The following is a 23,894-nucleotide window of genomic DNA, read 5'->3' on the forward strand; positions in this document are numbered from 1 at the left end:
TGTCAAGCAGTCAGTGCTTCGAGTCGGTTAATGATGTAGACCAGCTCCTGCTTGTAGGTTTTCGCCTTCTCCTTCCATTGCTCCACCGTTCCGACTTCGGGGTCCGTGAAGCAGATAAGAGGGAAGTATTTTTGGTTCAGGAAGTGCATATGAAGGCCGAGATTTTCCGCATCCGGCAGTGCCTGAGTCAGTCGTTTTGTCGTCATCGCACCGCCCAACACGGTCTTCCGCAGCTTTTCTTTCTTCTCTGCTGTGGGCACGTATCGTCCTCGTGTAGCTGTATTGAACATAGCGTTGTGTAAGGCTTCGTAAACCTGCCCAACGCTGCTGTCTATGTGGTTTTACCCAAGTGCTACCAACTGATCAGAATATTTAACCATTTTTGCTATTCTTTTCGGATCCCATAGGGGTTATGTCAATCAATACATGGTCGCCCATGCATCAATTAAATTTATGCCGCCTTAAGGGGCTCCTGTCGGTAAAGAATGGTCCAAAATTCTGATCAGTCAACCGTTCCCACCGCACTCATGATCTGCTCACGGGTCAGTTCCTGAGTTCTCCCTGGCATTCCTGGCTTCTGTCGCTTGGCACGGTCAGCAGCGGCCTGGGCCTCCCGCTCATCCGCCTTGCGATCCCACTCGGCCTTCTCAAGTGTCGTTTTCACCTCGTTCAGTTTCCGCCACGCCTCAATCAAACGCCCCCTTTCCTCCGGTGTGGCGTTGGCACCGCCCTTCGCCTCGACTGCTTTTGCCGTCGCCTTCGCCTCCTGCTTCGCCGTCTCGAACCGCTTTCTCAGTGCGTCAATGGTGTTAGCCGCCACAAGGGTGCCCTTCCTGCACTTGCCCCTGGTGCCGTAGGTGCTGCCGTCTTTCCGCTGACACCGTTCAGCTGCCTCAAAGAACTTCGCCCGCTCAGCCATCTCCAGGTCGTGCAGCTCCAGGGAGTCCTCAGCCGTCAGCCTCCGCCCGTTCCTTTTCAGCCGCCGCAGCTGCTCAAGTCGGGGTACCCGGTTGCCCTCACGGTGCACCTCCTCAAACTGTCCGCCCTTCTCATGTCCCTCTGTACCGGGACCTTTCTTCAAACCTTCAACCAGCCTCCTGGCCTGTTCGCTGTAGTCGCCCACGTTGTTGCTCCATACTTAGTAAGTGTTAGACCCGTGAGTTCGGGTTGTTGTTAGTCCCACAGCTGCTCTGCGTAAAGCTTTGTCAGTGGGGTGAGTAGGTGTTCGGCCCCGTCCCATTCCTTTGTTTCGCTGTTCCAGACCTGACCAGGTACGTCTGCCCGCAGTTGAGGGTGTTGCCTTAGCAGCTCCTTCATCTCGCTCAGTGCCTTTCCGGTTTCCCTCGCCCTGGCAACTGCCGCCGCCACTTTCAGCTCCAGTTCACCGACCGAGAAGGTTCCGGCTGTCTTGACGGTTGCCCCCTGGATGAAGTGACCGTTGTGCCAGTACCCGCCAGCCATCACTTGAGTTCCTTGACAAAAGCAGTTAGCAGACTTGCCTGTTGCGTGGGTTCAAGGGCAAAAGCCGGTGCGTAGTTGTCGTCGTCTCTCAGAGTCCCGCTCAGGTTCTTTGTCACAGCGTCGACCAGGGGCAGCACACGGAGAGACAAGGCCTCCTTCCTCTGCACCTCGTACGCCAACCCCACACCCTGAAGCAGAGCGGTGGCCGCCCTCACCTTCTCGTCGTTGGTTCCACTTGAGGCGACTACGGCCAGAGTGGTCAGGGCCAGCTCCACCGAGTTTTCGAGGGTTTCCTGGCTAACCACCGCTCGTCACCTGCTTCACCTGTGGACGGTGCTTACCGCTTGTGTCGGGTAGTGCTACCGCATCAGCTTTGCCGCCCTCAAGCCAGTCGATTAAGGCCAACTCCAATGCTGCCTTCTGCGTGAACGCGAGGGAGGGGTGTGTGGCCTCAACCCGCTCCGTCACCACCCGAAGCAGGTTGCTGTCGCACTTCACCGCCTTCGCCCCAGGACGCCATTTCGGTACACCACCGGGTCGTGGCAGCACGAACCAGTCCTTCACAGCCGACCTCCGGCAACAGCGTCTCGGAACTGAGTCAGTGCCTTCCCTACCTTCGGGTTGAGGTCAACCGTCACGATTTTATCTTTGTCAACGCACTCGCCATGCACGGATTTTGTTCCGAGTTTGCACCGCATCCGGTACGCCATGTTTGGGTCGTTGTGCATCTCCTCTTTCGTTGTCAGGTTGGTAAGGCTGTCAACGACCTCTGATCCTTCTACTTTCTTCACTGGTAACTCCCCGGTTGTATACAGGTAACCGCCAGTAACTTTTACCCGACACCGGTGCCTCTCGTCGCCGTAAACGGTGCCTCACCCATACAGTCCCAGAACTGTATCAACCCCTTTTGCATCATCCCACCCCTGAGCCAAATTGATGTTGTGGGCGGTTCGATGCTCCTCGAAGCACCTCTCCGCTCCACCCCCTCTCACCCTCTGAGGCACCTTTGATGCCCCGCTTCACTGCTCCCGGTTCTATTTCCTCTCTCAAAGACGCCAGGTACTGGTCTCTTGAATGGATCAAGGAGAACGACATCCAAGGACCTTTCAACTACGTCGTTCTCCAGAAGACTTCTGATGGTGGTTACAGCGTCCACGGCGAGTACGCCACTGCTACAGAGGCCTTTGACGACCGCCGCCGTCTTGTTGACGAACTCGGCACTCGCTCACTGTTTCTGCGTGCTGTCCGCCTTCAACCTGGAACGGTCGTAGGTCCTAGCCATCCCGACTCACGGGAAGACCTTGACGCCTGGCGTGATGCTCTCTCATCGGGTGACGATTCGCTTCTTCCGACCGCTCAGCTCCCTGCTTTCCGACAGTGGGCGGCAAAGGAAGTCAGAGACCGTCCCCTCTACCAACCCACCTCTCGCGTCGATACCGCCGACATCCCCTTCTGATTGATCTCGGGGTGTCTGCATCCTGCGGGCACCCTTTTCCCCTCGATGACTCCTTGAAGTCACCCCTTATGGAAACCCCCTGCCGCTACTACACCGTTCGCCCTGTCAGTGCTCTTCACCCTTACCTAGAAGGACCCGACTGCGTTGAGCACACCTCTGACCTGGACCGTGCTCGTGACGTTGCCCTGACCCTCTGCGATGAGCTCCAGGTGGATGTCGGGGTCTACCAGCACTTCGGCGTTGCCACCTGCTTGTGGGAGCTGTACGACGTTGCCTCCTATGGATAGGTCCCGCCCTTATTGGCGGCGCGTTACGTCAGATACCTGGGTCGTAACTGGCACCGACCTCGCCCTCCAGTACTGCCCTGTCAACTGCCACTACCTCGCCTTCCGTTCCGGTATGCCTCTGTTTCAGGTGCTGACCCTGGCAGAAGCAGAAGAGTGGCTGTTTGACCGTGCCTTGTGCGACGAGGGAGCCCTATGACCCTTGCCTCTCGTGACGACGTCCTTGCGGCTCTTGCTCAGTCGATTGATGCACGGCACTTCCGTACCCGCCGACAAGGCGGTAAGGACCTTAGGTACGTCCCCTGGTCCACCTTGGTCCGTTGCCTGATGCACCGTGCACCGGGCTACTCCTGGGAGTTGCGTTCTGTGCAACAAGTTGGTGACTGGGTGACTGTTACTGGCCGCCTCATTGTTCCTACATCTGACGGCCCCTTGGTCTACGAGAACGTGTCGTCTGAGTCGTTGTCCGGGACCCCCTTCGCCCCCCCTGTCGAGACTGCTGCTTCATCGTGCTTGCGCCGTTGCTGTGCGATGGCTGGTCTTGGTCTTGAGTTGTGGGAGGTTGAATGAGCCCGAGCAGAGAGCATCTCTCAGGACTGTTAGCACACAACAATGACTTCACTCGACGGTTATTTGGCCACCCTCTAGCGATGTAGCACTCTTGCTCCAGTAGCAGTCAACACCTTTTTGATAACGGATATCACTTCCATCGATATTTCCATTTTTGACCTTGACAATGATCGGACCTCCGACCCAGACTCTGTTGCCGACAACCCTTATATCAAAGTCTGTTCGATTATCGAGGAACCATGACCTCTTTTGACCAGTCATGCTAAAAGCATAGTCATTGCATATTTTCTTTGCTTGCTGCCGTACCTCGAAATCAGCAAAGAATGGCCCCCATTTTTCAAGATCCTCCTGGCGCTGCGCGGCCTCCTGATCTTGTCTTTCTCGTTCCTTGTTTGTTTTGTCAAGGCTGTCTTTTACTGCCATGTTAAACTTTTCGACTTTCTCTCTATTCATTCCCAGAAAACCTGCGCTTGGGGCTGAAGTCACTTGTTTCCCCGACCCTTCGCATGAGCTTCCTGCAATCACTCCAACATAAGACCCACCAGATTCTTCGCAAACCACATACTGTTTATTTGACAAACCGTCTCTCTGGATCGGCTTATTCGAAATGTCTAAGGCCTCATTTCTTTTGAGTGTTGCTTCCCGTCCTTCTGAAGCTAATTTTGCCATCTCTGCTTTATAAACCGATGGATTTTGTGCTCGAAAAACCGTTTCATAACCGATACCTGACGCCAAGAACGAAGTAAGCATTCCCACTCCTGCTAAGGCACTTGTTATTCCCGCTTTCTTCCATAGAGGTCTTTCCTTTTTTTTGCTAAAGACGATGAAGATTGCTGGTGCAGCAAAAACAGCTACTAATGCAGACAGAAAGCCAAATGCCCCAAAAAGACTGCCTGCAAAGAAGGCTAAGAATGTAGGAACAAGAAGACTCCACTGAGTCGGATTGGGTCTAGTCAGTATTCTTTTTGCCCGCTTGCTGGGGGCAGAAGAGTTTTTCATGTTTATTCAAGCTAAGAGCGGATAAAGCAGCACTAGGCAGGCAAGTCTCAGTCCTTCTCCCACCACTGAGAGCACCGGCTCGAGCATTCCATGTCGCCCACTGGGTACTGGAATCCTTGCTTGTAGGCGTTCTCCTGTACCTGCTGTGGGCTGCTTCCAGTGATTTTTCTTCTGGTGGCTGCCTCAGCGTCGCCAGGAAACAGCGCAAACAAGACCACGAGCAAAACTGGTGTACGCATAACTTCTGTTGTTGAGCGAAGCATTGGTATCTTGCTCCCTGCGTTTGTCGGTGCCCGGCTGCTGCATCCAGTTTGGTTGCTGTAACGCCTTTCGCTCCCCTCTCCCTTCACCCTAAGGTTCAAGTGTTGGGGGGCCTCCCCACCCCCCCCTCACCCTCTGATGACCCCTTGAGGTCACCCACCATGAAAACCTCTTCCGCTCCTTCTGCCCCTTTTGCCACCCGCCTTGATCTGGCGACCATCACCCAGGTTCAACAGGTCGTTGTTCGTGCTCTCCGCGACCAGGTATGCCAATGGGAGCAGGATTCTCTTGACGCTGGTAGTCGCGGTGAGTACTCCTCTGCCCAAACCTGTAAGCAGTGGGCCTTCGCCGCTGACCTCTGTGCCACCTATGCGAGTTCAGCCTGTTCTGCCGTCTTTATGGAGGCCATTGACGCCCTGAACGTTGTCTCGGACTACCGCACAGTGGAACTCCCGAACTTGTCTCGCTCTGCCGATGACCTGGCTCTCGCCGTTTTAACCGTCGAGGTTGACCTTCAGCATCCTGAACCAGAACCCGCCTGAGGGGCTTGAGGGGTGCTCTGCGGGATGCCTCTCACACCCCTCTCAGCACCCAGTCCGTCGGCACGGTTCCGCTCTCCACCTTCCCCCCATGCACGGCAACCACCAGCAGTCGTCGAGGGCTCTCCTCCCACCCCTTCCTCGCCTGCTCGACGAACGTGACAAGGTCGTTGAGGGTGCAAACCACTCCGGCTGCGAGGTCCTTCTGTGCCTCGTCCCAGGCGTTCACAAAGGCTTCTCCGTCACTGTCGTCGGTACTGCACGCTTCAAACGCACCGTCAAACCCGCGTTCTTCCTTCATTAGCAGGAAGCGCTCAACCGGAGCACTGGCCAATGCCACCGAGCAGGGCAGGTGGTTTCTCAGTCCAGTCAGTGTTGTGCTGGCAACTTCACCGTCAGTCACAAGTCCGCAAGGGAGTTCCAGATTGAAGGCGGCTTTCTCTGAGACGGCTCTAGCGGTGACTTGCAGAGTCTTCCTGTGTTCCCGTACAACCTGCTCCAGGTCCATGCCCGTTCCACTTTCACTCGGCCAGAGTATGGTTTACCCGACAGTCTTCAAGGCCGGTGAAGTGGGTGACCGTGACTCTCGTGGGGAACTGATGCGGGTTCGCCTCAGTGACGAGGTACTTGCGAAGGTCACATTGATCCAACAGCACTACGAGTTAGTCGGGCTTGCTCCGTCGTTGCAGCAGATAGTTTCTGACAGCATCGACACTCACTACTCTGTGCTCTCAGCACAAGGTGCAGTGCCCCCAAACCCCTAACCGACGAGAACTGTGACCCTTCCCTCCTCTCTCGTCACCGCTCTTGGCAACGGCGACCTGTCTCCCGAGCAGTGGGTGGAGCTAGAGGCAGAGGTCACCGACCTGGCCTCCTTTACGGAAGCGTGGAATGTTGTTGATTGTCTCAGCGACCTCGCCGTTGACCTGGCCGACTCCTTTCCCGTCCTCTACCTTCAGTACGCCAAGAAGGAAGAGCTATACGAGAGCTGATCCCTTTTTGTCATGGGTTCAAATTCGCATCTATACCTTGATTGACATACGCAGTTGCTCTTCGCACATCAGACGAACTCCCACCAACACTGAGAATTGCCGACTCAATTGTTGGGCGCATCTCACCCTTCAGATAAGCAGAGACCTCTGGTCCTGTTTTCCCACTGTCAAGCAGCTTGGTCACAATCTCATTTCTGGTTTCCTCCAAATCCTGAAGAACACCAAGGACCGCTCCATTGGTGATTCCAGTAGCGGAAGAGATCTCGTCTATCTCTTCCTTGCTCCTTCGCGCCTCTTCAAGATCGGAGGCCAGATCGTTTTTCTTTCTTTGTTCTATCGCCACAGGATTTTCTTGCTCCCACTTCGCCCATCCCTCGAATAACCCATTTGCTTCTACGAAGTCCCTTTTGTTGTCAATATATGAATTCTCATTCTCGGGGACCCTGCCTTTAATCGCATCAACGGCCAATCCCATTGCCTCCCAGTCTTCCTTTCCATTGGCCCTGGCTACCTTGTAAGCCTTGTCAGCCATTTGAATCGTCTGCCTATCATATTCTTCCTTCTCGGAATCGGAACTGCTTGGGCCTGAACACGATACGAGCAGAGCTGCCATCAGAACTACAGCAACCTTGCATAGACTATCAATACTCATTTGCGATGGCCCCTTTCTTGCAAGTCGACTTCCTTCTCTCGCAGCAAGCTTTGTAACAGCTCTCGCCTGATGGCGGATCTTCGGTTGAAATTCTCGAGTTCGATACCTTCGACAAAGCGTCGTCTTCACCAGGCACGTAAACGTATTCACTGGATCCCAAGCGCCCTGTACATTTGACGCTTGTAAGAACCTAGCACCTCGGGAGAAAGCTTAACCCCCCCCCTATCTCATCAGTTAGCGCTAAGTCGTCTGACAAATAACTGTCTATCTCGAACTTAATCTGCGCCTTTGTGGCGCCGTACTTCGCCATACTCTCCTGATACGATTTTACTGTTTCTTTTATGGCGTTCTCCGCTTTAGCCCTAGCGTTTGCTTCTATCTTAATCTGCTCTTGCCTTTCCCGCCTTTCTTTCTCCTTCTCCTCTCTTTTGGTCTTTTCCATAGAGATCGCTATCTCCCTGCGGCGATCCGCTTCTTTCTTGAGCTTGGTCTTGGCATCGCCCTGGCTTTTGGCCGTATCATAGTTGACAGCCTTTCCATTGTTTTGAAGGCCAAGGAATCCAGTATCAGGTCTGCTTTTTGTCTCTACCGCAAGAGCAACACACTTCGAGCCCTCAGGGAGTCCATAATGTTTTCCATCTGGCTTTAAGCAGACCACGCTTGTACTATCCAGATTCTCCTTCTTGATCATGTCTGAGCATCCTGTCGCCACCATGGCTGCAACAGCCACTGTCCCAATAATCATTTCAACTTGAGAGACGCGCTTACGCCTAATCATCCGACTTATCCCCCTTTCTTGCCAGCCGCTTTCCTCTTCTCGTAGCGGGCAGTCTCCTTCTCGTCCTTCACGCTGGGCATCGCCTGCAGCTGGTCAAAGATTTTCTGAAGGACCTTCGTGCTAGTCGCCGCGTCGGATGTACCACCCGCCTCTTGGTACTCCCTCCGAATCCTCTGTAGCTCGTTGAAGGCACCCAGCGAGATGGCCACCTGGGGGCCACTAGCTTCCTTCATCGCAGACAGGCCTGATGCCACCTTTTCGCCCAGCTCACTGCCGTCCTCGAGTGACCCAAAGGTGAGTTCATCGTCGTCGCTGTCTGCTGCTTGAAGGGCAAACAGGGTAAGCAGCTCTAGGACGCCGCTGGCGGGCATTCTCCGCAGTGCCACGGACCCCTTGCCGTTGTCGAACTGGGTGCCCCAGTGCTCCTGCAACCACTCAAACCGCTCGGCCCACTTCCCTTTGCCGGCGCCGACTCCGTAGTCCTTGCCCTTTCTCGGCAGGGTCTCCACCCACTCCTCAAGCAACTTGTCGAGCACAACCGCCTTCTGCCCGTTGTCGAGACCTTTGATCAGCTCGTTGGTCTGTTTCTGCTTCTGGTACTGGCTGAGTTCGGGCATGTGTGTTTGTTCGCTTTACCTTTGCTACTCGTTTTTAGCGACAGAGTCAACTAGAACGCCCGTACCTATGTGCTGTAGCTAGAGAAACTCCGCAGGTTGTTGCCGAGCTTGTTCGGGTCCCAAGGGCCAACCACCGCTTCCTCTTCAGCCTCCCGCTCAGCCAATTCCAGGTTCAGGTCCAGTAGGTTGTTCAGTAAGTCTTCGTCAGCAGACCACCCATACGTTTTGAGCACCTGGGCATCGAGAGCCCGATGCAGCTGGCTCAGCTTGCTGGCTGGTTCGTCGTAGTAGCGGTTGTAGAGTCCTGGGTTTCTCAACTGACTCTGGACTCCTATCCCCAGCGCTCCCAACTCATCTAGTAGCCTTTGGATAAGTTACACCTAGTTAGGCCCATTCGACGATTGAGCACTGATAACTCAATATGAACTGGTCGCTAGACGGGCCGCCTAAGTCTTTTATGGGTTTAAGTTCTCATCGATTCCCTGGCTTACATAACGAATCGCTTTTTGAATTTCAACAGTACTCGCACCCGCGTCACTCATGACGGACATAATAGTTGGGCGCATTTGATCCTTCAAATAAGCAGCAGCTGCTGGACCAGTGAGGTTTTTGCGGAGAGCTTGGTTAACAAGTTTTGCTCGTGTGGCTTCCAGCTCCTCAAGAGCTGCAAGAGCAGCCCCACTCTTTATTCCCGAGGCTGCCGAAAGTTCGCCATCATTAGAGTCTCCTAATTTTTGCTTTCCTCTTTTGGTCCAAAAGTCATTTATCGACTTATCCTACTTTTTTCTCTCATTGGCCTCTTCTTTTGACTCAAGCCTATCTATCTCATCCCGAACTCCAGAGCTATTAAGCCAACCCCCACCGTATTTGTCAAATACTTTGTCCAGGGCCCACTGGTGACCTGCTAAATTTTTCAGTCTTTTAAACTCGTTAAGAGCCTCCTTCTTTTTGACGGCCTCAGCTGTTTTTTTATCCCCTTGTTTTTTGGCCGTGTCGTAGTTCATCCCTCTCCCCGCCTGTGTATTGAGAAAGCCTGTGTCGGGGCGGCTCCTTGCCTCTTTTGCAGGGGGTGCGCACCTATCGTCATCCGAGATCCCGTAGTGCTTCCCGTCGGGCTTTTGGCACACTCTTGCATTTGCGGCTGCCACCATTGCAGCACTCAGAAATGTCGTAGCTATTACGAGGCAGCTTTGACGAAATAGCATCACAAGATATTAATCTTTTTTAAATATAGCACGGATTGTCTCTTGGTGGTATCACTCCGTATCTTTTTGCAGCCCTTCCTTTCTCTCAATTGGTCTAGTTGCTCTTCCCGTACCTATGGGCAGTCGCTAATGACACTCCACAGGTTTCAGCTACTTGTCTGTAGCTTTTTCCTTCTTCTCGCAGCCTTCGCACAAGTGCCCTCCTGCCCTCTGGTAGCTCAGGTCGGCCACCAAGTTTTCCACCTGTTCTCCTTCGGTGCTCAACCGACTCCCTTGTCCTCTCCTGAATCAGGTTTCGTTCCACCTCGGCAAGCCCGGTCAGTAGTCCGATGACGAGCGGTGCCATCTTGCCCAGGGCCTTCGTGTTCAACAGACCGTCCAGGGTTTCCACGTAGACACCCTGGTCGCTCAGTGCTGCCAGTCGGGCCACCACCTCGCTTTGTGTCCGGCCTAGTCGGTCCAGCTTCGCCACAACCAAGGTGTCCCCTTGCTGTACCGCAGTCAGCACCTGCTGCAGTGCCTCCCTCTTGTGCGAAGGAACGGTGCTACTAACCTTCTCTCCGTAGGTCACCGAGCACCCTGCTTCGGTCAGCACCGCCAACTGCTGTTCGAGCGACTGCCCCTGGGTACTGACGCGTGCGTACCCGAGCCGCCGCCCGCTCACAGAGGCGTTACTAAACCGTTCAGTTTTTGAACCAGGACCCACCACGCTGTCTCAGCACTGAAACGGTCTTTACGAACTGACTTTAGAAGCGTTTTCTTTTCCTGTCCTTGCAGCATCTGTCAACCCGTCCAGGCTCGTGTCTGTTGGCACGCGCAAGCAGTGCAGCACAGAGCTCCTAAGAGTCAGCGCTAAACCACTGCCAGCCGACAGTCTTCCTTCGCAACCGGTGCCGCCACCTCTTCCCACCGGCTACTGAGGCGCTTGCAAGCTGCCCCTGCCTTCAGAAAGTCGGGTGCAACCGTGGCGTCCACTTGGGGAGTCATAAAGCCCACTGTGGCGCCCCAGGGGGTTGTTGTTGGTCCCTTTGCCTCTTAGTCCGTTTCAGCACAGGGACCAACAAACGCCCAAAAACAGCGTCCGAGGGCGCCGGTAAACTCCCCAGAACCCTCTCGGCGACAAGGCTGGCGCTTCAGGGACCAACAAGGGACCAACAGCCTCAGGCCCACGAAACCCAGTTTTTACAAGGAGTTAAGCAAACATGAACTTCCAGGACATCATCAGCACCCTGAACCGCTTCTGGGCCGACCAGGGCTGCCTGATCCTGCAGCCCTACGACACCGAGAAGGGCGCCGGCACGATGAGCCCCCACACGGTGCTGCGGGCGATCGGGCCCGAGCCCTGGGCCGTGGCCTACCCCGAGCCCTGTCGCCGCCCCACCGATGGCCGCTACGGCGACAACCCCAACCGGGCCCAGCACTATTTCCAATATCAGGTGCTGATCAAGCCCAGCCCCGATGGCATCCAGGAGACCTATCTGGCCTCGCTGGAAGCGCTGGGCATCCGCGCCCGGGAGCACGACATTCGCTTCGTTGAAGACAACTGGGAATCCCCCACCCTCGGCGCCTGGGGTGTGGGCTGGGAGGTTTGGCTCGATGGCATGGAGGTCACCCAGTTCACCTATTTCCAGCAGTGCGGCGGCCTCGATTGCCGTCCGGTGTCGATTGAAATCACCTACGGGCTGGAGCGCCTGGCCATGTATCTCCAGGATGTGGAGAGCATCTGGGATCTGAGCTGGGATGGCAATCGCTCCTACGGCGACATCTGGCTGCCATTTGAGAAGGGTCACTGCGCCTACAACTTCGAAGCCTCCAACCCCGAGCGGCTTCAGCAGCTGTTTGCCATCTATGAGGCGGAGGCGGCAGATCTGGTGGCCAAGCAGCTACCCGCTCCAGCCCTGGATTTCGTGCTCAAGTGCAGCCACACCTTCAACCTGCTGGAGGCCCGCGGCGTGATCTCGGTCACGGAGCGCACCGCCACGATCGGCCGCATCCGCACCCTGGCCCGTCAGGTGGCGGAGGCCTGGCTGGCCGAAAGGGAAGCCCTCGGTTTTCCGCTGCTCCCTGAGGCCAAACGCCCCGTGGCGGCTTGAAGAGGCTGCTGCAGCGCTGCTTGCTGGTGGTGGTGCTGGCCGGCGGCAGCTTCCAGTTGGGGCGCTTAAGTGAGCGGGCCGTGTGGCCCTGTCGCCTGCGCCCGGTGGCCAAGCTGGTGGCACCGCTAGTGGGACAGGAGATGCCGAGCCGGGAGCTCTGCGAGCTGTTGCTGCAGATTCCTCGCCTCTAACCCCAGACCGCGTGGGAACCCTGGCTGGGTTCATGCGGAGTGGCCAGTGGCCTGTTGTGGGGGTGGGGCGAACACTGCCGGCGCAGCCGGGCCGCGCCTGAAGCCGCTTTTGTGGGGCCTGCTTTTGGCCCTGCTGCTGCTGCGGGTGGGCTGGCTGGCGTTCACGCCGCCCCAGCCGGCGGCCGGCGATCCAGTGCTTCAACTCGAGGCAGCCGGGGGCCCGCTGGAGCTGACGCTGCGGGGTGTTCTGCTCAGTGATCCAGTGCCCAGCGGTGGTCCAGTGCCCAGCGGCGGTGGTGGGGCCTGCCGGGCTTTGCTGCAGCTGCCCGTGGGCCGCACCGAACTGCGCTTTGGTCAGTGCCCGGAGCTGCAGCAGGGTTGGCGCCTGCAGGTGCAGGGCCGCCTGCGGCGCCCCCAGGTGTCGCCCTATCCCCTGCTGGCCGCACCGGCAGAGCGCCTGGTGCGCCAGGGGAGCTTCAGCCAGCTGCAGGTGCAGGATTTTGAGGTGCTGCAGCGTGCGGCAACGCCGGTGGCAGACCTGCGCCGCCGCATGGCCCAGGCGCTGGTGCAGCATGCCGGCCCAAACAACGGCAGCGTGCTGGCTGCCTTGGTGCTTGGTAGCGCCGTGGTGCCCGTGCCGGCGGAGCTGCGCGATGCCTTTCGGGCAGCGGGGCTATCCCATGCCCTGGCGGCTTCCGGCTTCCATTTGTCGGTGCTGCTGGGCGTGGTGCTGCCCCTGGGCAAGCGCTTGCCGCGGCTGGGGCGGCTCACTTTGGCGGCCGCGGCGATGGGCCTATTTGTGCTGTTGGCAGGCCCCCAGCCCTCCGTGCTCAGGGCAGTGCTGATGGGGGGCCTGGCCCTGGGGGTGGTGGAGTGCGGCTATCGCGGCAGGCCCTTGGGCATCCTGGTCGCCAGCGCCCTGGTGTTGCTGCTGGCGCGGCCCGACTGGCTGCTCGATGTGGGTTTCCAGCTCAGCGTTGTGGCGACTGCTGCACTGGTGGTGTCGGCCCGGCCGCTGGAGCTGGGCCTGCGCCGCTGGCTGCCGGGTTGGTTGGCGGTAGCCACGGCGGTGCCGCTGGCGGCCTCGCTTTACACCCTGCCGCTGCAGCTGCTGCACTTCGGCGTGGTGCCCCTCTGGGCGGTATCCTAACAACCGAACTGCTGAAAACACTGTTGGCGCCTGAGATCTCGCAACGGGTGGCCGGCTACCTCAGGGTTAGCTCGGCTTCTCAGCGGGATGAAAGCGACAGCCCTGCATCCCAACGGCAGCGGCTGAAGCAGGCCGGGGCCGGCAGGATCTTTGAGGACTTGGCCGTCTCCGGCTTCGATCTCGACGCCCGCCAAAAGGCAAAGGGATACCGCGATCTGCTGGCCGCCATCGAGGCCGGGGAGATCGACAAATTGATCACCGTCAGGCTGGATCGAATCGCCCGCAGGGACGGCCTGGTGCTGCAGGTGGCAGAAGCCTGCGACCGCTCTGGGGTGGAGTTCCTCAGCCTGGGATCCGGCCCTGTGGATGTCAGCACCTCGGCCGGCTGGCTCAGCGTGAAAGTGCAGTTACTGCTCGGCGAGCACTACAGCCGGGCCCTGGCTGAAAACGTCCGCAACGGTTACGCCGGGCTCCACTCCCAGGGCATCCCCGCCAGATCAGCAGCCAGCCTGCCGATCCATCTCCAACGCATCGAAGGCACCCGCCACGGGGTTGAGCCATCCCCTGCATGGGGTGACTGTCGCACCGTGATCGACAGGTTCCTGGCTGGCCAATGGCGCCTGGCTGATGCCGCCACCTTCCTGCATGAACGCCATGGGCGGATGGGCCACGGCAGGACCGTTGGCTTCTGGCTCAGGGGCAAGCACCTGCTCGGCCACATGGCCACCAGGACCGGCGACATCCAGATCAAAGACTGCTGGCCAGCGTTGGTCACCCCAGCTGAATACGAACGGATCCAGCTACAGCTGCAGGAAAACCGCCGGCTATGGGGCCGCAATATCCCGCAGCCACCAGAGGAAGGTGGGCCGCGGCCGACACGGGAGATCCGGGCCCTATCTGGCCTGTGCCGTTGCCATCACTGCGGCAGCGTTCTGGCCTACAGCGTGGCCCGCCGGCCTCAGGGCAGCTACGGCTATCTGAGGTGCAGCCAGCAGCAATGCCCAAGCCGAAGGGCTGGCATCCGTGCCGATGCTCTGGAACAGGCCCTGGTGGTGCAGTTGCTTGGCGATCACCTGGGCCACATCGCCCTGGCGCTGGCCGCGGCAGATGACGATCACCACATCCCCAGCTCAAAGCTGATCGAACTGCGGCAGGAGTTGGCTGCCCGGGAAAAGCTGCCATCCCAATTCCGCACCGATCAGGACCAGCTGCGAATCCGTGAGCTGCGCCAGCTGATCGCCGCCGAACAGCGCACCCCGGTGGAGCCCGACCCTGCACTGGTAGCCCTGCTCGATGAACGCCTGCGCCATGTACCCATCGACTCTGGCTGGGGTGAAGCGTTCCATGGCCAGATTCACTCCGACCGCTGGGGCTGGACTGACGCACCCGGGATGGACCGCAGCGAACAACAACGGCATCAGGACCTAGCCCTGCTGATCGAGCCCGGTGGGCTGTTGGTGGACACCGTGCCCCGGGATCGTCACCTTTGGATCAAACAGATCAGGTGGCGAATCGCCGTTTGGGGGCCCGATGGCCCGATGGTGGAAGGCGAGCCCTCAGCCGAGCGATGACTGGTTGGGCGGCGCAGATGGAATCACTGAAAAATCAGGGTTACCGAGCCAGCCCCTGGGGTATTCAGCCCAGCACCCCAGAACGCCGACTCTGGAATAACGAACCACCCCCAATAACCCGCACTGCAGATAGTGGCGGGCGCCATTGGTGGGTGGCTTGCATCACCCTGCCCCAAGCTGTAGCGTATTCATATCCAATCAGGACTACGGCCAGCAGCAATGCCCCGTTGGTTTCACGCCCTGATCCCAGGGGCCAGTGATTCCCTGATACCGAACGTCCTTACTCGCTGTGGGATGGGCTGGTCACGGAATGGGCGCAGCGGCTTCATCACCCCACCCCCATGGCTTCTGCAGCTATTGGGCCGGTTGGTGTTGCCGTCAGACAGGCTCCGGCAGAAGGCCGCAGCTACATCGGCGCCACCATCCGTCCATCCATTGCCGCCCACATTCACTACGTCAGCGATGCCCTGGGATACCCCAGCAGCTCTGACTTCTTCCGTGCGGCGATTGCCCATTTCGCCGAAACCCAGAAGACCCTCCTGACCGACGCGGCCGCGGCCGAATCCCTGGCCCAGCTGGCCACCATCACCAACGAAATCAGGGGGCGGAAGGCTACCCGTCTCGTGCAGCAGCAGGCCGCCACCGCGGAGGCCAGCTGACCATGGCCCCCATAAAAAAGCCCTCCACCGGGGCAGAGGGGCAGGGTCCGAAATTGCTTGGCCTGACCCTAACGCCCTTAGAGCACCGTTACCCATTGGCGGCCGCGGCCGAATCGCTGGCTCGCCTGCAGTGGGATCACGATCACGCCGGCAGCCTCCAGCACCTGGCCGAGGTGCTCGGCTCCAATCGTTACGAGCTGCTGATTCGCCGCTGGAAGCTGCAGGTGCTGGCCCCCATGCAGCAGCAGGTGGCCGCCAATGGCTGACCGTCGCTACGGCCCCAGGCCCACACCGCCAGCGATTTCGCAGTGGTGGGCCTTCTCCCTGCGGTGCACGGGGAAGCCCGGCTCGATCACATTCCACTGCCCACGGTGTGGCGCGGCCGGTGTGCTCGAACTGGAGGCCGATGAGATCCCACTAATCGCTGGCCCGCCGGCTCCTATCCACATCAGCTGCACCGTGTGCGCACTGACGGGGGTGGTGATGCTCGAACCACAGCCAGCAGCCCGGCCGCCGAGCAGCTTCCTGCGCACCGGAATCACCAACCCGCCACCCGTGGCGAATGAAGCGCAAGAGGGAGGCCAGGCCGATGGCTAACCGCACCTTTGCCAACAGCGGAAAGGGCAATCCCTGCCCGATCTGTGCCCGCTCAAAAGATGGCGATTGCCGGATCTCCGATGACCTGATCCTCTGCCGGATCGGGGGCAGCTTCAGCCCGCCAACAGAAAAAGCCGGCACCCAGGTCACAGGGAAAGACGGCGGCCAATGGATCTGCCGCGGCCCTGCTTCCGACCCCAGCTGGATCCAATTTGCCCTGGCCGGCCGCGGCACCCACAGCAACAACAACCACCCCCACCACCGACCGAATCCATTCCGAATTGAGGCTCCTGCCGCTATGGCCGCCATTGCTGGATCCATTGACCTGGCCCGGCTTCCTGGCCCCCTGCCGGCGGCGCCGCCAGCTCACCTGCCCAATGACTATCGGCTCGACTACAGCCCCGCCCAGCGGGTGACGGTGAAGCGCACCCCCGATGGTGGGAAGGGCTTCCCGGTGCAGCACCTCGCCAGCAACGGCGACACCGCTGTCTGGGCAAAAGGTGCAGGCCCCGATCCATGGCCCCTGTGGCGGCAGGCCGAAGCTCTGCAGCATGGCCGCGGCCACTGGGTCACAGAAGCCGAAGGGGAGAAATGCGCCGATTGGCTCAGGGCCGGCGGTTTGCTCGCCATCAGCCAGCCCGGCCATGCGCACAAACCCGAGCAGATTCAGCCCCGCTATCTGACCCTGAAGCAGGCCGGCATCAGCGGCATCATCTACCTGGCCGATAACGATGCCGAAGGGCGCCGCCGTGCCGCCCTTTCTCAGCAGGCCGCGGCAGCTGTTGGCCTTCCCCTTCTGGCGCTATCAGCAGGTGACGCATGGCCCGGCGTCCCTGGCCTGGGTTCCATTGATGACGCACCCGGCACCCCTGCCGAGCGGGTGGCCGCCATCGAGCAGGCCATCCCTGATGCCATCGCCCAGCACCAGGACTCGCTCGCCCAACAGCAGGGCGATAAGCCGTCTCGACTCACCAAGGCTGAGCTTCAGGCTTTCCTGCAGGACGCCTATCGGCTGGAGTTCAACGAACTGACCCGAGATTGCGAAATCGACGGGACGCCTATGGGCAGCCGATTACATCTGGCCGATTCATTCCTGGCCCAACAGCACGGGCTGGAAGTTTCAAAGCAGGCCGCGGCTGATTCTTTTGAGTTCGTAGCCAAGTCCAATCCCTACAACCCTGTGCGGCGGTATCTGCTGGGCCTGCGAGAACGGACTGGCCTGCGTCTGATCTCGATGGAAGATCTGGGCCGGGCCTTTGCGATCCTCCCGACCGACAGCCTTTCCCAGTACATGCTCGCCGCCCACCTATCCGGCGCTGTCTTGCGGGGTCTCAACCCTGGGCACAAGCACCACCAGATAGTCGCCTTTACCGGCGCGCAGGGCAACGGCAAATCGAGTTCCATTCAAGCCCTGTCACCTCCGGGTTGGTGCGACTCCGCTACCAAGGTCTCAGACCTGGAAAGCAAAGATGTGCTGGCCAAGATCAACTCGGCCTGGATATTCGAGTTTGATGAATGTGAGCACACGCTGCAAAGAAGTACAGCAGCAGAGTTCAAGGGATTTATTACCCGCGAACGTGATGTCTATGTAGAGAAGTATGAAAAGCAGGCAACGCCACACGAGCGCCGAGGAATCCTGTTCGGCACATCGAACCAAAGCGAATTCCTGAATGACAGCACCGGCAACCGCCGCGTCTGGCTCATCGACACCGGAGATCGCCCGCTCGATCCTGAATGGATCGCAGCCAACCGCGACAGCATCTGGGCCACGGTGTTGACCTGGATCGACTGGGGCCTGAAGAACTGGCTCTCTCCTGGTGACGAGCTGGCCATCGCCGCCGCGGCCCGCGCTGAGGAAGCCAACCTTTCCGACCCCTGGGAAGGCGCCATTGCAGCCGTGCTGGAGAGGCGCCCTATTGATTCCGATGGAGGAATCCCCCAGAAGGCACTGATTGAGCAGGCCCTACAGATACGCATCGAGGACTTCAATCGCGACGTCCAAATGCGAGTGACCAGGGTCGTTACGGGTTCAGCCTTCCTGACCCATGGCGGCACTGTGCGATGGAAACAACAGCGGCGGCGCTATGGCGGCGGCAGGGCCCTGTCTGGCTACGTGCCCGTGCCACTGAAGGAGAGGCCGGCAGCAGAAGGGCTCTCTGATCCGACCTCGCCCTCTGACCCAACCGACAGGGCCAACGTTCCGACCGATTTGAGGCCGGTTGGAACAGCTGAGACGCCTTGGCTTGACAGGCGACTGGTCAATCCGTTCCAACCTGTACCAACCTTTTCTTTAAGTAGAAGTAAAAGTAATAAAGAGGGGGTGGAAGGGGTGGAACACGGTGACGGTGGCGCTGTGATCACTCCAGACGAAAGTGTCGGTACAGGTTGGTACGGGGGGCAAACCCCTTGCGCTGCAGCCGATGAGGTTGGAACGCCCGCTCGGAACGGGTCGGAACGGATGGAACGGTTGGAACACTCCGGTCCCATTCGGGTCGGGACAGGAGATCCTCAGAACACCCCTTCAGACCCCATCGCCACCGCCGAAATGGACCTCGCCACCCTCCAGCCCTGGCAACAGAGCGCCATCACCCTCAAGCTGGCCAACCCCACAGCTGCGCCTGCAGCGTTGATCAACCTGATCCCCCAGGGCGAACTCCCCCGAGGTGCCAATGGGGCAACCATCAAAACGTTCCTGGCTCAGCCACAGATCGTTGAGCTGCTGGCCCAGCACGGTGAAGCCGCATGACCAGCTCAGCCTTCGTTTCTGCAGCGACCCATGCCCCCCTGGTGGACGGCCCGCAGGCCCGCCAGTTGGAAGCCGTTGATCTGGCACTGCAACAGCTGGCCAAAACAGGCAGCACCCGCACCACCCTGCTGCTGGTGAACCTGGCCAGGTTTGGCAGCTGCAGCGTTACCGAACTGGCCGCCCGGTGTGGATGGCCACCCAGCACCACCTGGGCCGCCATCCGCCAGCTCAGCGTTGGGAGGGTCCGCAGAACAGCACCAGGGGGGCCGTTGAAGGTTTGCCCGCCGCCAATCCCTAATGCGCTGCACCTGCAGAAGACCGGCTGTGGAAGCACCAAGCTCGTCAGCCTCGCCCCGATGGGTGCCGCGTTGGTGACGGCGTTGTTGGGGGCCATGCCCAATGACCCCTGAATCCCCCCTCCGAAGCGACTGGGTGAATCCTTCCCACAAAAAGGGACCAGCTCGCTTTTCGGGTAACCCCCAGAGCTATAGCCCGGGGAACTGGTGGGCGGCCGCGCCTGTATCCGTCCGCCAGCACCGCCAACACCCTGGCCGCGGCGATTCAACTAACGGTGGCCCGCTGCCCCCAACAGAAACCGGCTACCCACTGGTGAGAAGGTTGCGCGGGGATCCTCCTATCGCTCATCCGGTGGAGGCCAAGATCGCCCAAACGGGTGAAACCACCATTGGCAGGGCCTGAGATGGGGGCTCGACCGGCCGGGGAACCGCGTCAAAAGCCTTCGCCCAGCGGTAGCCGGCCCACAGCCAATGGCCGGCCGCCGTTTGCGCTGGTGCCATTACTGCCTGGTGGTGGCCCTGCCCTGCAGGCGCTGAGAGCCGGGGAGATTGAGCCCCAGGACTTCGCCGTATTGGATGCCCTGCGCCAGGCTTTTGAGTGGAAGGGCGGCCGGTGTTGGGCCGAGTGGCCGAACCTGGCCAACGCCACCGGGATGCCGGAGGAATCGGTGATGGCCGCCACCGAGCGGTTGATGCAGGCCCAGCTACTGGCGGTGGGTCGGCACGCTGACTGCCCCCGCTGGTGGTTCTGGGCCCTGCATCCGTGCCTGGTGAGCGACGGGCGCACAACCCAGCAGGCCGAGCGGATGCGGTGGGCCCAGTGGCAACAACTGCTTGATGCAGGTGGCCGGCCTGATGACCGAGTGAGCGGCACTCGCCGACGCCGCCTTGGTGAGCTGGCCAGGGAACAGGCCGCCAGGGCAGCAGCCGCCTGATCGTTGGCGCCGACGGATCTCCTGAGCGTCGAGCCTGAAGCGCACCACCAGCAGGGCAGCCACCTACCTACCCCTGAGCGATTCGTTTAACGCTGCCGCCCCTGGTGACGGGATGGCCGGCTGTGGTCCTCAGGAAGGCCAGGAAGCCCCCTGCAGGGCATTGGCCGCAGCATTTGCCCCTAACGCCACAAGGCCCGCCACAGGCTCCAGGAGGGCGAGCAGCGGGCAGGTGGTGGGCATTGCCTGAAGCCTGTGGCCATGGCCGCGGCGATCAGCTGTGGCGATCAGGCCCTGGTGAGCCGCCTGGCTGTGGTCTCGCTGAGCCCGGTAGCCCTGGCGATGGCAGCCACGCTCATCCCCTCGGCAGCGAGCCGCTGAACCTGCTCGGCCTGCTCATCGGTGTAGCTGCGGGGCCGGCCGCCCAGATCGCCCCCTGTGGCCCTGCGGTGCTCAACGCTGGCCCTGGTGCGCTCACGAATCAGTGACCGTTCCACCTCGGCCAGACCGGTGAGCAGGCCCACGAATACGGGCGCCATGGTGCCGAGGGCCCTGGTATTCAGGAGGCCGTCCAAGGTGCGCACGTGGACGCCCTGTTGCTGGAGGGCAGCGAGGCGGGCCACCACCTCGGCCTGGGTGCGGCCCAGCCGGTCGAGCTTCACCACAACCAGCTCATCGCCGGTGCGCAGCTCAGCCAGGCAAGCCTGCAGCTGTGGCCGGTCCTGCTCAGCCACGCGGGTGCTGATGCGCTCGGCGAACACCTGCTCACAGCCGGCAGCCTGTAGCTGGGCCACCTGGGCTTCGAGGGACTGGTGCCTGGTGCTCACGCGGGCCAGGCCAATGGAACGCCCCTGAGCCGCAGCAGGGCAACCAGCAGGGGATTGGGCCGCGGCGGGCCCGGTCAGAATTGCACTCATCGCTCTGTATCAGCAGATCGGTCACGGGTCAGGGCGGTGGTACGCCGCTGGCCCACCCCATTCCTAGCACCACCACAACCCAGGACCTTGTGGCGGATTACGGCAGGAGACCCTTTCGGCGGGTGGCTGAGCCCTGCTGTGGCGGTGGCAGGTGGGCAGGTTGTGGAGGCCGCCAATTGCGACCGCTTGTAGTGGCCCCCTTCGGCAGCACCCCTGGCCGCGGCGATCACCCCACCAGGAGAGCGCAGCTCGACGATCAGGGCCGGCCACCTTCACCCTGGGCGACACTGACCGGCATGGCCAGGTTCACCCCAGAGCAGATCGAAGGGCGGCGCCAGTGGATGGCCGAAGCCGAGGGACTGGGCGGCTGGTACACGAGCGCCCTGTACGACGGCCAGGACGCCACCACGGGCGAGCCACTGAGTTGGTACGAGTACAGCCACCTGGATGGCCGCAAGGCAACAGTTAGCGAAGGCGGGCAGGCCACCGACCCAGAGCTGCAAAACCTGCTGGCTGAGAAGCGGCGGGCTATGCCACTGCCGAGCCCCGAGGCGCCCTGGTGGCTTTCTCCGATTGAGGTGTTCAGGGCTCTCTTGGGCTGGCTGGCCGCAAGCAGGGCGAAGAGCCGCTAGTCAGCCGCCTGCCCCACCCCAGTCAGAAGCAAGCGGGCCTGCCCCATCGCCCCGGCCGCCAGCTACCAGGGAAAACGCACCCGGGCATAGGGGGGAACGCCTGCGCCCACGTATAGAAATAGCCATCTAGTCGCATAATCCAAAATCACCTATTGTGTTATTTGTCTAATTACCCAGCAGTTAGCCAGGTACATCTAGCCCATTAGCGCCCCAAATGGCTGCTGTTGCTGTGCGCATGTGTGGTGTTTCGACTGCATCTATCCATGAAGCTCTTCCATTTAGTTATTTCAGCAGCTCTCCTGCTCCCAGTATCCCCCTCCAAGGCCGAGACTTGGATGCCTGTTTATACTCGATATCCCGAACAGGAGCCAGACAATGTCACACGAAAGCTTGAGGTGGATATGTCTTCAATTGTTGATCACAATAAATGGACTTATGCTAATGCTCGGTACTGGTTGGTAGAGAGAAATACGTCAGGGAAAATCCACGTCTACAGTGCTCAGTGCATTAATAGCTTGATCAGGGAAAGTGACAGTGCCACATACAAGAAAGTCGGAGGTGAGTGGTGGCACGAAGGGCATTTAGAGGATGGGGATAGGTACAAGTGGTCCCGAGAAAGCTATAAAAATAGTGGAAGCAATCACAACGATTATGTAGCATTTACCAAGGAAGAAGATAGGCGGCTCACAGCAGTTTTCAATATTTTGTGCAACTAGTGCATTGGTGGCCTGCACCTTCTTTGCAACCCTTGAGCGTGTGGGAACCCTGTAGGTAGTCGCACAACACTCGATGTCCCAGCTCACCACCGCTGCCATCACACAGGAACTCCAGCGGGATGCCCTGCTGACCCTGGAGCAGCTGACCACTGCCATAACGGTCTTGGCCCTCCACGCCGCGCATCGCCCTGGGGACACCCCAAGGGTGCGCTTGGTCTTCGAGGAACTGGTGGGGGTGATCCACCAGGCGGAGACGGACCTGGCGCTTTTTGACCTGCCTTGACCTCCTGAGCTGTTACGAGCAGTAAAGCCAGCCATCCCTGGTCTTGAGGAGCACATCGTGCTACTGCTCGACTAGCAGCTGGGTGAAGCTCACTGCAAACGGCAGCACCAGCCCAAGCAACCAACCCCCAAGCAATTCACCCAGAACCCCAATGGGCCTCTTCAACTTCCTCCTGGGCAGACAGCGACAGGAGCCACCAGCTCCTCAAGCCACCCTCACCCCGCCGCCAGGCTCAAAGCTGTTTGGCGTGGACAAGCTCGCCAGTGAGGCGACCGATGAGGACGTGAGGCAGAGCAATGAGGCCCTCTATGAAGCTTGCGCTGATGTGATCCGCGGTTGGCGGTTTGACGTGAGGCTGGACTTCAAAACCACCCCCTTCGAGCTGGCTATCTACGGGATGGAAGCCGCCAGGAGGGAGGACTTGCCAGCCATCCCTGAGGGCTACGGCTATCGGATCGCAGTGCTGCCCATCACCGCCACCGCCCAGCTCCTTAAAGAAGAAGACGGCGATCCAGGGTTCATCACCACGGTGATGGTTGCCGAGACCAGAGAGGAGCTGGAGGCCATCAAGGGTGCCCGTCTCTACAGCAGCAAGACCAGCAAAAAGGAAACAGGCCGCTGCTATTTCAAGGCCGCCTTCGATATCAAGACCACCCAGGCAGATGCCCCTGGCAACTTCCTCAAGGCTTGCAATCCCATCACCCGTCGCCTAGTCCTCGGTGAAGACCTGGCAGCAGACTTCGAGGCAAGCACCAAGCGCGGTGGCCTCAATCCCCAGCAGTGGGTAACCGAGCGGCTGGGGCATTTGGCTGTCAGCTGATCAAGCGTTGTCCTCAGCCACTCCGATCAACTCGTCTGCCAGGGCATAGGCCCTCGCTTCGTTTGCAGCCGTCCGGGACCCAACCTCAAGCGATGCAATCCGGGATCCACTCCCTTCCACGTCGAGAAACACTCCCTTACGGCCTCGCCAGACAAGGATCGCCACAGGCCCTCCAATCAGGCCCACCCCGCAGATAAACCCCTGAAGCGCGTTGTACTCCTTGCCAGCGGTAGACGCGCCCATGGCGCCATTGACAATCACGCCAGCCAACAGCCAACCCATCCAAAGAGGCACCGAGCTTCCGGTGTTACGGCGGATGGAGACATCAACCGATTGGATCTCAGCCGCTCGGGCCCTCTGACCAGTGGCAAAGCGAATCACCCCCTTCCGATCAACTCGGAACAGAGAGTCGGCACCACCTGGACGCCCCGAAATGCGCTGACGCTGCAGGTTTGCTAGTTCGTTGTTGTCCATGAA

Annotated in this window: 34 protein-coding genes; 19 read left to right on the forward strand and 15 right to left on the reverse strand. The window is 59.7% G+C overall.

The window, feature by feature from the left end; translation table 11 throughout:
- Positions 1–2: 2 nt before the first annotated feature.
- The 5 genes from KBY85_RS03020 to KBY85_RS03040 all read right to left on the reverse strand — a co-directional run bounded on the left by KBY85_RS03020 (position 3) and on the right by KBY85_RS03040 (position 2,025).
- A complete protein-coding gene (locus tag KBY85_RS03020) occupies positions 3–260 on the reverse strand; it encodes a hypothetical protein (protein WP_254960068.1) in 258 nt (85 codons plus the stop codon).
- Between the two features lie 242 nt (positions 261–502).
- Complete coding sequence (locus KBY85_RS03025; RefSeq protein WP_254960069.1) at positions 503–1,123, reverse strand: hypothetical protein; 621 nt, start codon at positions 1,121–1,123, stop codon at positions 503–505.
- A 50-nt stretch (positions 1,124–1,173) separates the two neighbouring features.
- Complete coding sequence (locus tag KBY85_RS03030) at positions 1,174–1,461, reverse strand: hypothetical protein (protein WP_254960070.1); 288 nt, start codon at positions 1,459–1,461, stop codon at positions 1,174–1,176.
- A complete protein-coding gene (locus tag KBY85_RS03035) occupies positions 1,461–1,766 on the reverse strand; it encodes a hypothetical protein (protein ID WP_254960071.1) in 306 nt (101 codons plus the stop codon). The genes KBY85_RS03030 and KBY85_RS03035 overlap by 1 nt, the downstream gene beginning before the upstream one ends.
- Entirely contained in the window at positions 1,759–2,025 is a 267-nt protein-coding gene (locus KBY85_RS03040; RefSeq protein WP_254960072.1) for a hypothetical protein, read from the reverse strand. The genes KBY85_RS03035 and KBY85_RS03040 overlap by 8 nt, the downstream gene beginning before the upstream one ends.
- A 445-nt stretch (positions 2,026–2,470) precedes the next feature.
- Between KBY85_RS03040 and KBY85_RS03045 the strand changes: the two genes are divergently transcribed.
- From KBY85_RS03045 to KBY85_RS03055, 3 genes are read left to right on the forward strand one after another with little or no spacing between them, the layout of a single operon-like run.
- Positions 2,471–2,917, forward strand: a complete 447-nt coding sequence (locus KBY85_RS03045; RefSeq protein ID WP_254960073.1) for a hypothetical protein — start codon at positions 2,471–2,473, stop codon at positions 2,915–2,917.
- A 53-nt stretch (positions 2,918–2,970) separates the two neighbouring features.
- Complete coding sequence (locus KBY85_RS03050; protein WP_254960074.1) at positions 2,971–3,204, forward strand: hypothetical protein; 234 nt, start codon at positions 2,971–2,973, stop codon at positions 3,202–3,204.
- Positions 3,197–3,400, forward strand: coding sequence for a hypothetical protein (locus KBY85_RS03055; RefSeq protein WP_254960075.1), 204 nt, complete (start codon positions 3,197–3,199; stop codon positions 3,398–3,400). Before KBY85_RS03050 ends, KBY85_RS03055 begins: the two co-directional genes overlap by 8 nt.
- A 419-nt stretch (positions 3,401–3,819) precedes the next feature.
- Here KBY85_RS03055 and KBY85_RS03060 read toward each other — a convergent pair whose 3' ends face one another.
- Complete coding sequence (locus KBY85_RS03060; protein ID WP_254960076.1) at positions 3,820–4,770, reverse strand: hypothetical protein; 951 nt, start codon at positions 4,768–4,770, stop codon at positions 3,820–3,822.
- Between the two features lie 422 nt (positions 4,771–5,192).
- On the opposite strand from KBY85_RS03060, the gene KBY85_RS03065 reads away from it, so the two are divergent.
- The gene (locus KBY85_RS03065) at positions 5,193–5,573 is read left to right on the forward strand and encodes a hypothetical protein (RefSeq protein WP_254960077.1); all 381 of its coding nucleotides are present in this window, start codon (positions 5,193–5,195) and stop codon (positions 5,571–5,573) included.
- A gap of 31 nt (positions 5,574–5,604) precedes the next feature.
- Here the strand turns inward: KBY85_RS03065 and KBY85_RS03070 are convergent, their stop codons facing one another.
- A complete protein-coding gene (locus KBY85_RS03070) occupies positions 5,605–6,078 on the reverse strand; it encodes a hypothetical protein (protein ID WP_254960078.1) in 474 nt (157 codons plus the stop codon).
- Between the two features lie 268 nt (positions 6,079–6,346).
- On the opposite strand from KBY85_RS03070, the gene KBY85_RS03075 reads away from it, so the two are divergent.
- A complete protein-coding gene (locus KBY85_RS03075) occupies positions 6,347–6,562 on the forward strand; it encodes a hypothetical protein (RefSeq protein WP_254960079.1) in 216 nt (71 codons plus the stop codon).
- Between the two features lie 10 nt (positions 6,563–6,572).
- Here KBY85_RS03075 and KBY85_RS03080 read toward each other — a convergent pair whose 3' ends face one another.
- The 6 genes from KBY85_RS03080 to KBY85_RS03105 form a co-directional block, all read right to left on the reverse strand.
- Positions 6,573–7,175: a hypothetical protein gene (locus KBY85_RS03080; RefSeq protein WP_254960080.1), complete on the reverse strand. Its 603-nt coding sequence runs from the start codon at positions 7,173–7,175 to the stop codon at positions 6,573–6,575.
- Between the two features lie 229 nt (positions 7,176–7,404).
- A complete protein-coding gene (locus KBY85_RS03085) occupies positions 7,405–7,929 on the reverse strand; it encodes a hypothetical protein (RefSeq protein WP_254960082.1) in 525 nt (174 codons plus the stop codon).
- Positions 7,930–7,997: 68 nt separating this feature from the next.
- Positions 7,998–8,609 (reverse strand): hypothetical protein, encoded by a 612-nt coding sequence (locus tag KBY85_RS03090; RefSeq protein ID WP_254960083.1) that lies wholly within the window; start codon positions 8,607–8,609, stop codon positions 7,998–8,000.
- Between the two features lie 65 nt (positions 8,610–8,674).
- A complete protein-coding gene (locus KBY85_RS03095; protein WP_254960085.1) occupies positions 8,675–8,926 on the reverse strand; it encodes a hypothetical protein in 252 nt (83 codons plus the stop codon).
- A gap of 459 nt (positions 8,927–9,385) precedes the next feature.
- Positions 9,386–9,760 carry a hypothetical protein gene (locus KBY85_RS03100; protein ID WP_254960087.1) on the reverse strand — a complete coding sequence of 125 codons (375 nt, stop codon included), beginning with the start codon at positions 9,758–9,760 and terminating at the stop codon, positions 9,386–9,388.
- 148 nt (positions 9,761–9,908) lie between these two features.
- Positions 9,909–10,523 carry a recombinase family protein gene (locus KBY85_RS03105; RefSeq protein ID WP_315859961.1) on the reverse strand — a complete coding sequence of 205 codons (615 nt, stop codon included), beginning with the start codon at positions 10,521–10,523 and terminating at the stop codon, positions 9,909–9,911.
- 493 nt (positions 10,524–11,016) lie between these two features.
- Between KBY85_RS03105 and glyQ the strand changes: the two genes are divergently transcribed.
- The 10 genes from glyQ to KBY85_RS03155 all read left to right on the forward strand — a co-directional run bounded on the left by glyQ (position 11,017) and on the right by KBY85_RS03155 (position 20,052).
- Positions 11,017–11,907, forward strand: coding sequence for a glycine--tRNA ligase subunit alpha (glyQ, locus tag KBY85_RS03110; RefSeq protein ID WP_106502163.1), 891 nt, complete (start codon positions 11,017–11,019; stop codon positions 11,905–11,907).
- Positions 11,904–12,098: a hypothetical protein gene (locus KBY85_RS03115; protein ID WP_254960089.1), complete on the forward strand. Its 195-nt coding sequence runs from the start codon at positions 11,904–11,906 to the stop codon at positions 12,096–12,098. Before glyQ ends, KBY85_RS03115 begins: the two co-directional genes overlap by 4 nt.
- Before the next feature lie 109 nt (positions 12,099–12,207).
- On the forward strand, positions 12,208–13,248 hold the full coding sequence (locus tag KBY85_RS03120; RefSeq protein WP_254960090.1) for a ComEC/Rec2 family competence protein: 1,041 nt from the start codon (positions 12,208–12,210) through the stop codon (positions 13,246–13,248).
- A 23-nt stretch (positions 13,249–13,271) separates the two neighbouring features.
- Positions 13,272–14,819, forward strand: a complete 1,548-nt coding sequence (locus tag KBY85_RS03125; protein WP_254960091.1) for a recombinase family protein — start codon at positions 13,272–13,274, stop codon at positions 14,817–14,819.
- Between the two features lie 341 nt (positions 14,820–15,160).
- Positions 15,161–15,478: a hypothetical protein gene (locus KBY85_RS03130; protein WP_254960092.1), complete on the forward strand. Its 318-nt coding sequence runs from the start codon at positions 15,161–15,163 to the stop codon at positions 15,476–15,478.
- A 2-nt stretch (positions 15,479–15,480) separates the two neighbouring features.
- Entirely contained in the window at positions 15,481–15,744 is a 264-nt protein-coding gene (locus tag KBY85_RS03135) for a hypothetical protein (protein ID WP_254960093.1), read from the forward strand.
- The gene (locus KBY85_RS03140; RefSeq protein ID WP_254960094.1) at positions 15,737–16,075 is read left to right on the forward strand and encodes a hypothetical protein; all 339 of its coding nucleotides are present in this window, start codon (positions 15,737–15,739) and stop codon (positions 16,073–16,075) included. Before KBY85_RS03135 ends, KBY85_RS03140 begins: the two co-directional genes overlap by 8 nt.
- Complete coding sequence (locus tag KBY85_RS03145; RefSeq protein WP_254960095.1) at positions 16,068–18,821, forward strand: VapE domain-containing protein; 2,754 nt, start codon at positions 16,068–16,070, stop codon at positions 18,819–18,821. The genes KBY85_RS03140 and KBY85_RS03145 overlap by 8 nt, the downstream gene beginning before the upstream one ends.
- Entirely contained in the window at positions 18,818–19,231 is a 414-nt protein-coding gene (locus KBY85_RS03150; protein WP_254960096.1) for a hypothetical protein, read from the forward strand. Before KBY85_RS03145 ends, KBY85_RS03150 begins: the two co-directional genes overlap by 4 nt.
- 290 nt (positions 19,232–19,521) lie before the next feature.
- Complete coding sequence (locus KBY85_RS03155; protein ID WP_254960098.1) at positions 19,522–20,052, forward strand: hypothetical protein; 531 nt, start codon at positions 19,522–19,524, stop codon at positions 20,050–20,052.
- 284 nt (positions 20,053–20,336) lie between these two features.
- On the opposite strand, the gene KBY85_RS03160 is transcribed toward KBY85_RS03155, so the two are convergent.
- On the reverse strand, positions 20,337–20,966 hold the full coding sequence (locus KBY85_RS03160) for a recombinase family protein (RefSeq protein ID WP_254960100.1): 630 nt from the start codon (positions 20,964–20,966) through the stop codon (positions 20,337–20,339).
- Between the two features lie 296 nt (positions 20,967–21,262).
- Here KBY85_RS03160 and KBY85_RS03165 point away from each other — a divergent pair, with 296 nt between their 5' ends.
- From KBY85_RS03165 to KBY85_RS03180, 4 genes are all read left to right on the forward strand, one after another.
- The gene (locus KBY85_RS03165; RefSeq protein ID WP_254960102.1) at positions 21,263–21,598 is read left to right on the forward strand and encodes a hypothetical protein; all 336 of its coding nucleotides are present in this window, start codon (positions 21,263–21,265) and stop codon (positions 21,596–21,598) included.
- Positions 21,599–21,861: 263 nt separating this feature from the next.
- Entirely contained in the window at positions 21,862–22,314 is a 453-nt protein-coding gene (locus tag KBY85_RS03170; RefSeq protein WP_254960103.1) for a hypothetical protein, read from the forward strand.
- Positions 22,315–22,387: 73 nt separating this feature from the next.
- A complete protein-coding gene (locus KBY85_RS03175; protein WP_254960104.1) occupies positions 22,388–22,597 on the forward strand; it encodes a hypothetical protein in 210 nt (69 codons plus the stop codon).
- Between the two features lie 151 nt (positions 22,598–22,748).
- Positions 22,749–23,417, forward strand: coding sequence for a hypothetical protein (locus KBY85_RS03180; RefSeq protein WP_254960105.1), 669 nt, complete (start codon positions 22,749–22,751; stop codon positions 23,415–23,417).
- On the opposite strand, the gene KBY85_RS03185 is transcribed toward KBY85_RS03180, so the two are convergent.
- Entirely contained in the window at positions 23,418–23,891 is a 474-nt protein-coding gene (locus KBY85_RS03185) for a hypothetical protein (protein WP_254960106.1), read from the reverse strand. It abuts the gene before it with no gap.
- Between the last annotated feature and the right edge of the window lie 3 nt (positions 23,892–23,894).

This window comes from Cyanobium sp. BA5m-10 (assembly GCF_024346255.1).
In the GTDB taxonomy this organism is placed as follows: Bacteria; Cyanobacteriota; Cyanobacteriia; order PCC-6307; family Cyanobiaceae; genus Cyanobium_A; species Cyanobium_A usitatum.

Bases quoted from the DNA above. Each gene is read 5' to 3' on its own strand.
- KBY85_RS03170 (WP_254960103.1), top strand. From the start codon at position 21,862: ATGAAGCTCTTCCATTTAGTTATTTCAGCAGCTCTCCTGCTCCCAGTA.
- KBY85_RS03160 (WP_254960100.1), bottom strand. From the start codon at position 20,966: ATGAGTGCAATTCTGACCGGGCCCGCCGCGGCCCAATCCCCTGCTGGT.
- KBY85_RS03130 (WP_254960092.1), top strand. From the start codon at position 15,161: ATGGCTTCTGCAGCTATTGGGCCGGTTGGTGTTGCCGTCAGACAGGCT.
- KBY85_RS03150 (WP_254960096.1), top strand. From the start codon at position 18,818: ATGACCAGCTCAGCCTTCGTTTCTGCAGCGACCCATGCCCCCCTGGTG.
- KBY85_RS03155 (WP_254960098.1), top strand. From the start codon at position 19,522: ATGGGGGCTCGACCGGCCGGGGAACCGCGTCAAAAGCCTTCGCCCAGC.
- KBY85_RS03030 (WP_254960070.1), bottom strand. From the start codon at position 1,461: ATGGCTGGCGGGTACTGGCACAACGGTCACTTCATCCAGGGGGCAACC.
- KBY85_RS03080 (WP_254960080.1), bottom strand. From the start codon at position 7,175: ATGGCAGCTCTGCTCGTATCGTGTTCAGGCCCAAGCAGTTCCGATTCC.
- KBY85_RS03180 (WP_254960105.1), top strand. From the start codon at position 22,749: ATGGGCCTCTTCAACTTCCTCCTGGGCAGACAGCGACAGGAGCCACCA.
- KBY85_RS03145 (WP_254960095.1), top strand. From the start codon at position 16,068: ATGGCTAACCGCACCTTTGCCAACAGCGGAAAGGGCAATCCCTGCCCG.
- KBY85_RS03045 (WP_254960073.1), top strand. From the start codon at position 2,471: ATGCCCCGCTTCACTGCTCCCGGTTCTATTTCCTCTCTCAAAGACGCC.
- KBY85_RS03065 (WP_254960077.1), top strand. From the start codon at position 5,193: ATGAAAACCTCTTCCGCTCCTTCTGCCCCTTTTGCCACCCGCCTTGAT.
- KBY85_RS03085 (WP_254960082.1), bottom strand. From the start codon at position 7,929: ATGGTGGCGACAGGATGCTCAGACATGATCAAGAAGGAGAATCTGGAT.
- KBY85_RS03140 (WP_254960094.1), top strand. From the start codon at position 15,737: ATGGCTGACCGTCGCTACGGCCCCAGGCCCACACCGCCAGCGATTTCG.
- KBY85_RS03090 (WP_254960083.1), bottom strand. From the start codon at position 8,609: ATGCCCGAACTCAGCCAGTACCAGAAGCAGAAACAGACCAACGAGCTG.
- KBY85_RS03070 (WP_254960078.1), bottom strand. From the start codon at position 6,078: ATGGACCTGGAGCAGGTTGTACGGGAACACAGGAAGACTCTGCAAGTC.
- KBY85_RS03165 (WP_254960102.1), top strand. From the start codon at position 21,263: ATGGCCAGGTTCACCCCAGAGCAGATCGAAGGGCGGCGCCAGTGGATG.
- glyQ (WP_106502163.1), top strand. From the start codon at position 11,017: ATGAACTTCCAGGACATCATCAGCACCCTGAACCGCTTCTGGGCCGAC.
- KBY85_RS03060 (WP_254960076.1), bottom strand. From the start codon at position 4,770: ATGAAAAACTCTTCTGCCCCCAGCAAGCGGGCAAAAAGAATACTGACT.
- KBY85_RS03175 (WP_254960104.1), top strand. From the start codon at position 22,388: ATGTCCCAGCTCACCACCGCTGCCATCACACAGGAACTCCAGCGGGAT.
- KBY85_RS03055 (WP_254960075.1), top strand. From the start codon at position 3,197: ATGGATAGGTCCCGCCCTTATTGGCGGCGCGTTACGTCAGATACCTGG.
- KBY85_RS03185 (WP_254960106.1), bottom strand. From the start codon at position 23,891: ATGGACAACAACGAACTAGCAAACCTGCAGCGTCAGCGCATTTCGGGG.
- KBY85_RS03100 (WP_254960087.1), bottom strand. From the start codon at position 9,760: ATGGTGGCAGCCGCAAATGCAAGAGTGTGCCAAAAGCCCGACGGGAAG.
- KBY85_RS03135 (WP_254960093.1), top strand. From the start codon at position 15,481: ATGGCCCCCATAAAAAAGCCCTCCACCGGGGCAGAGGGGCAGGGTCCG.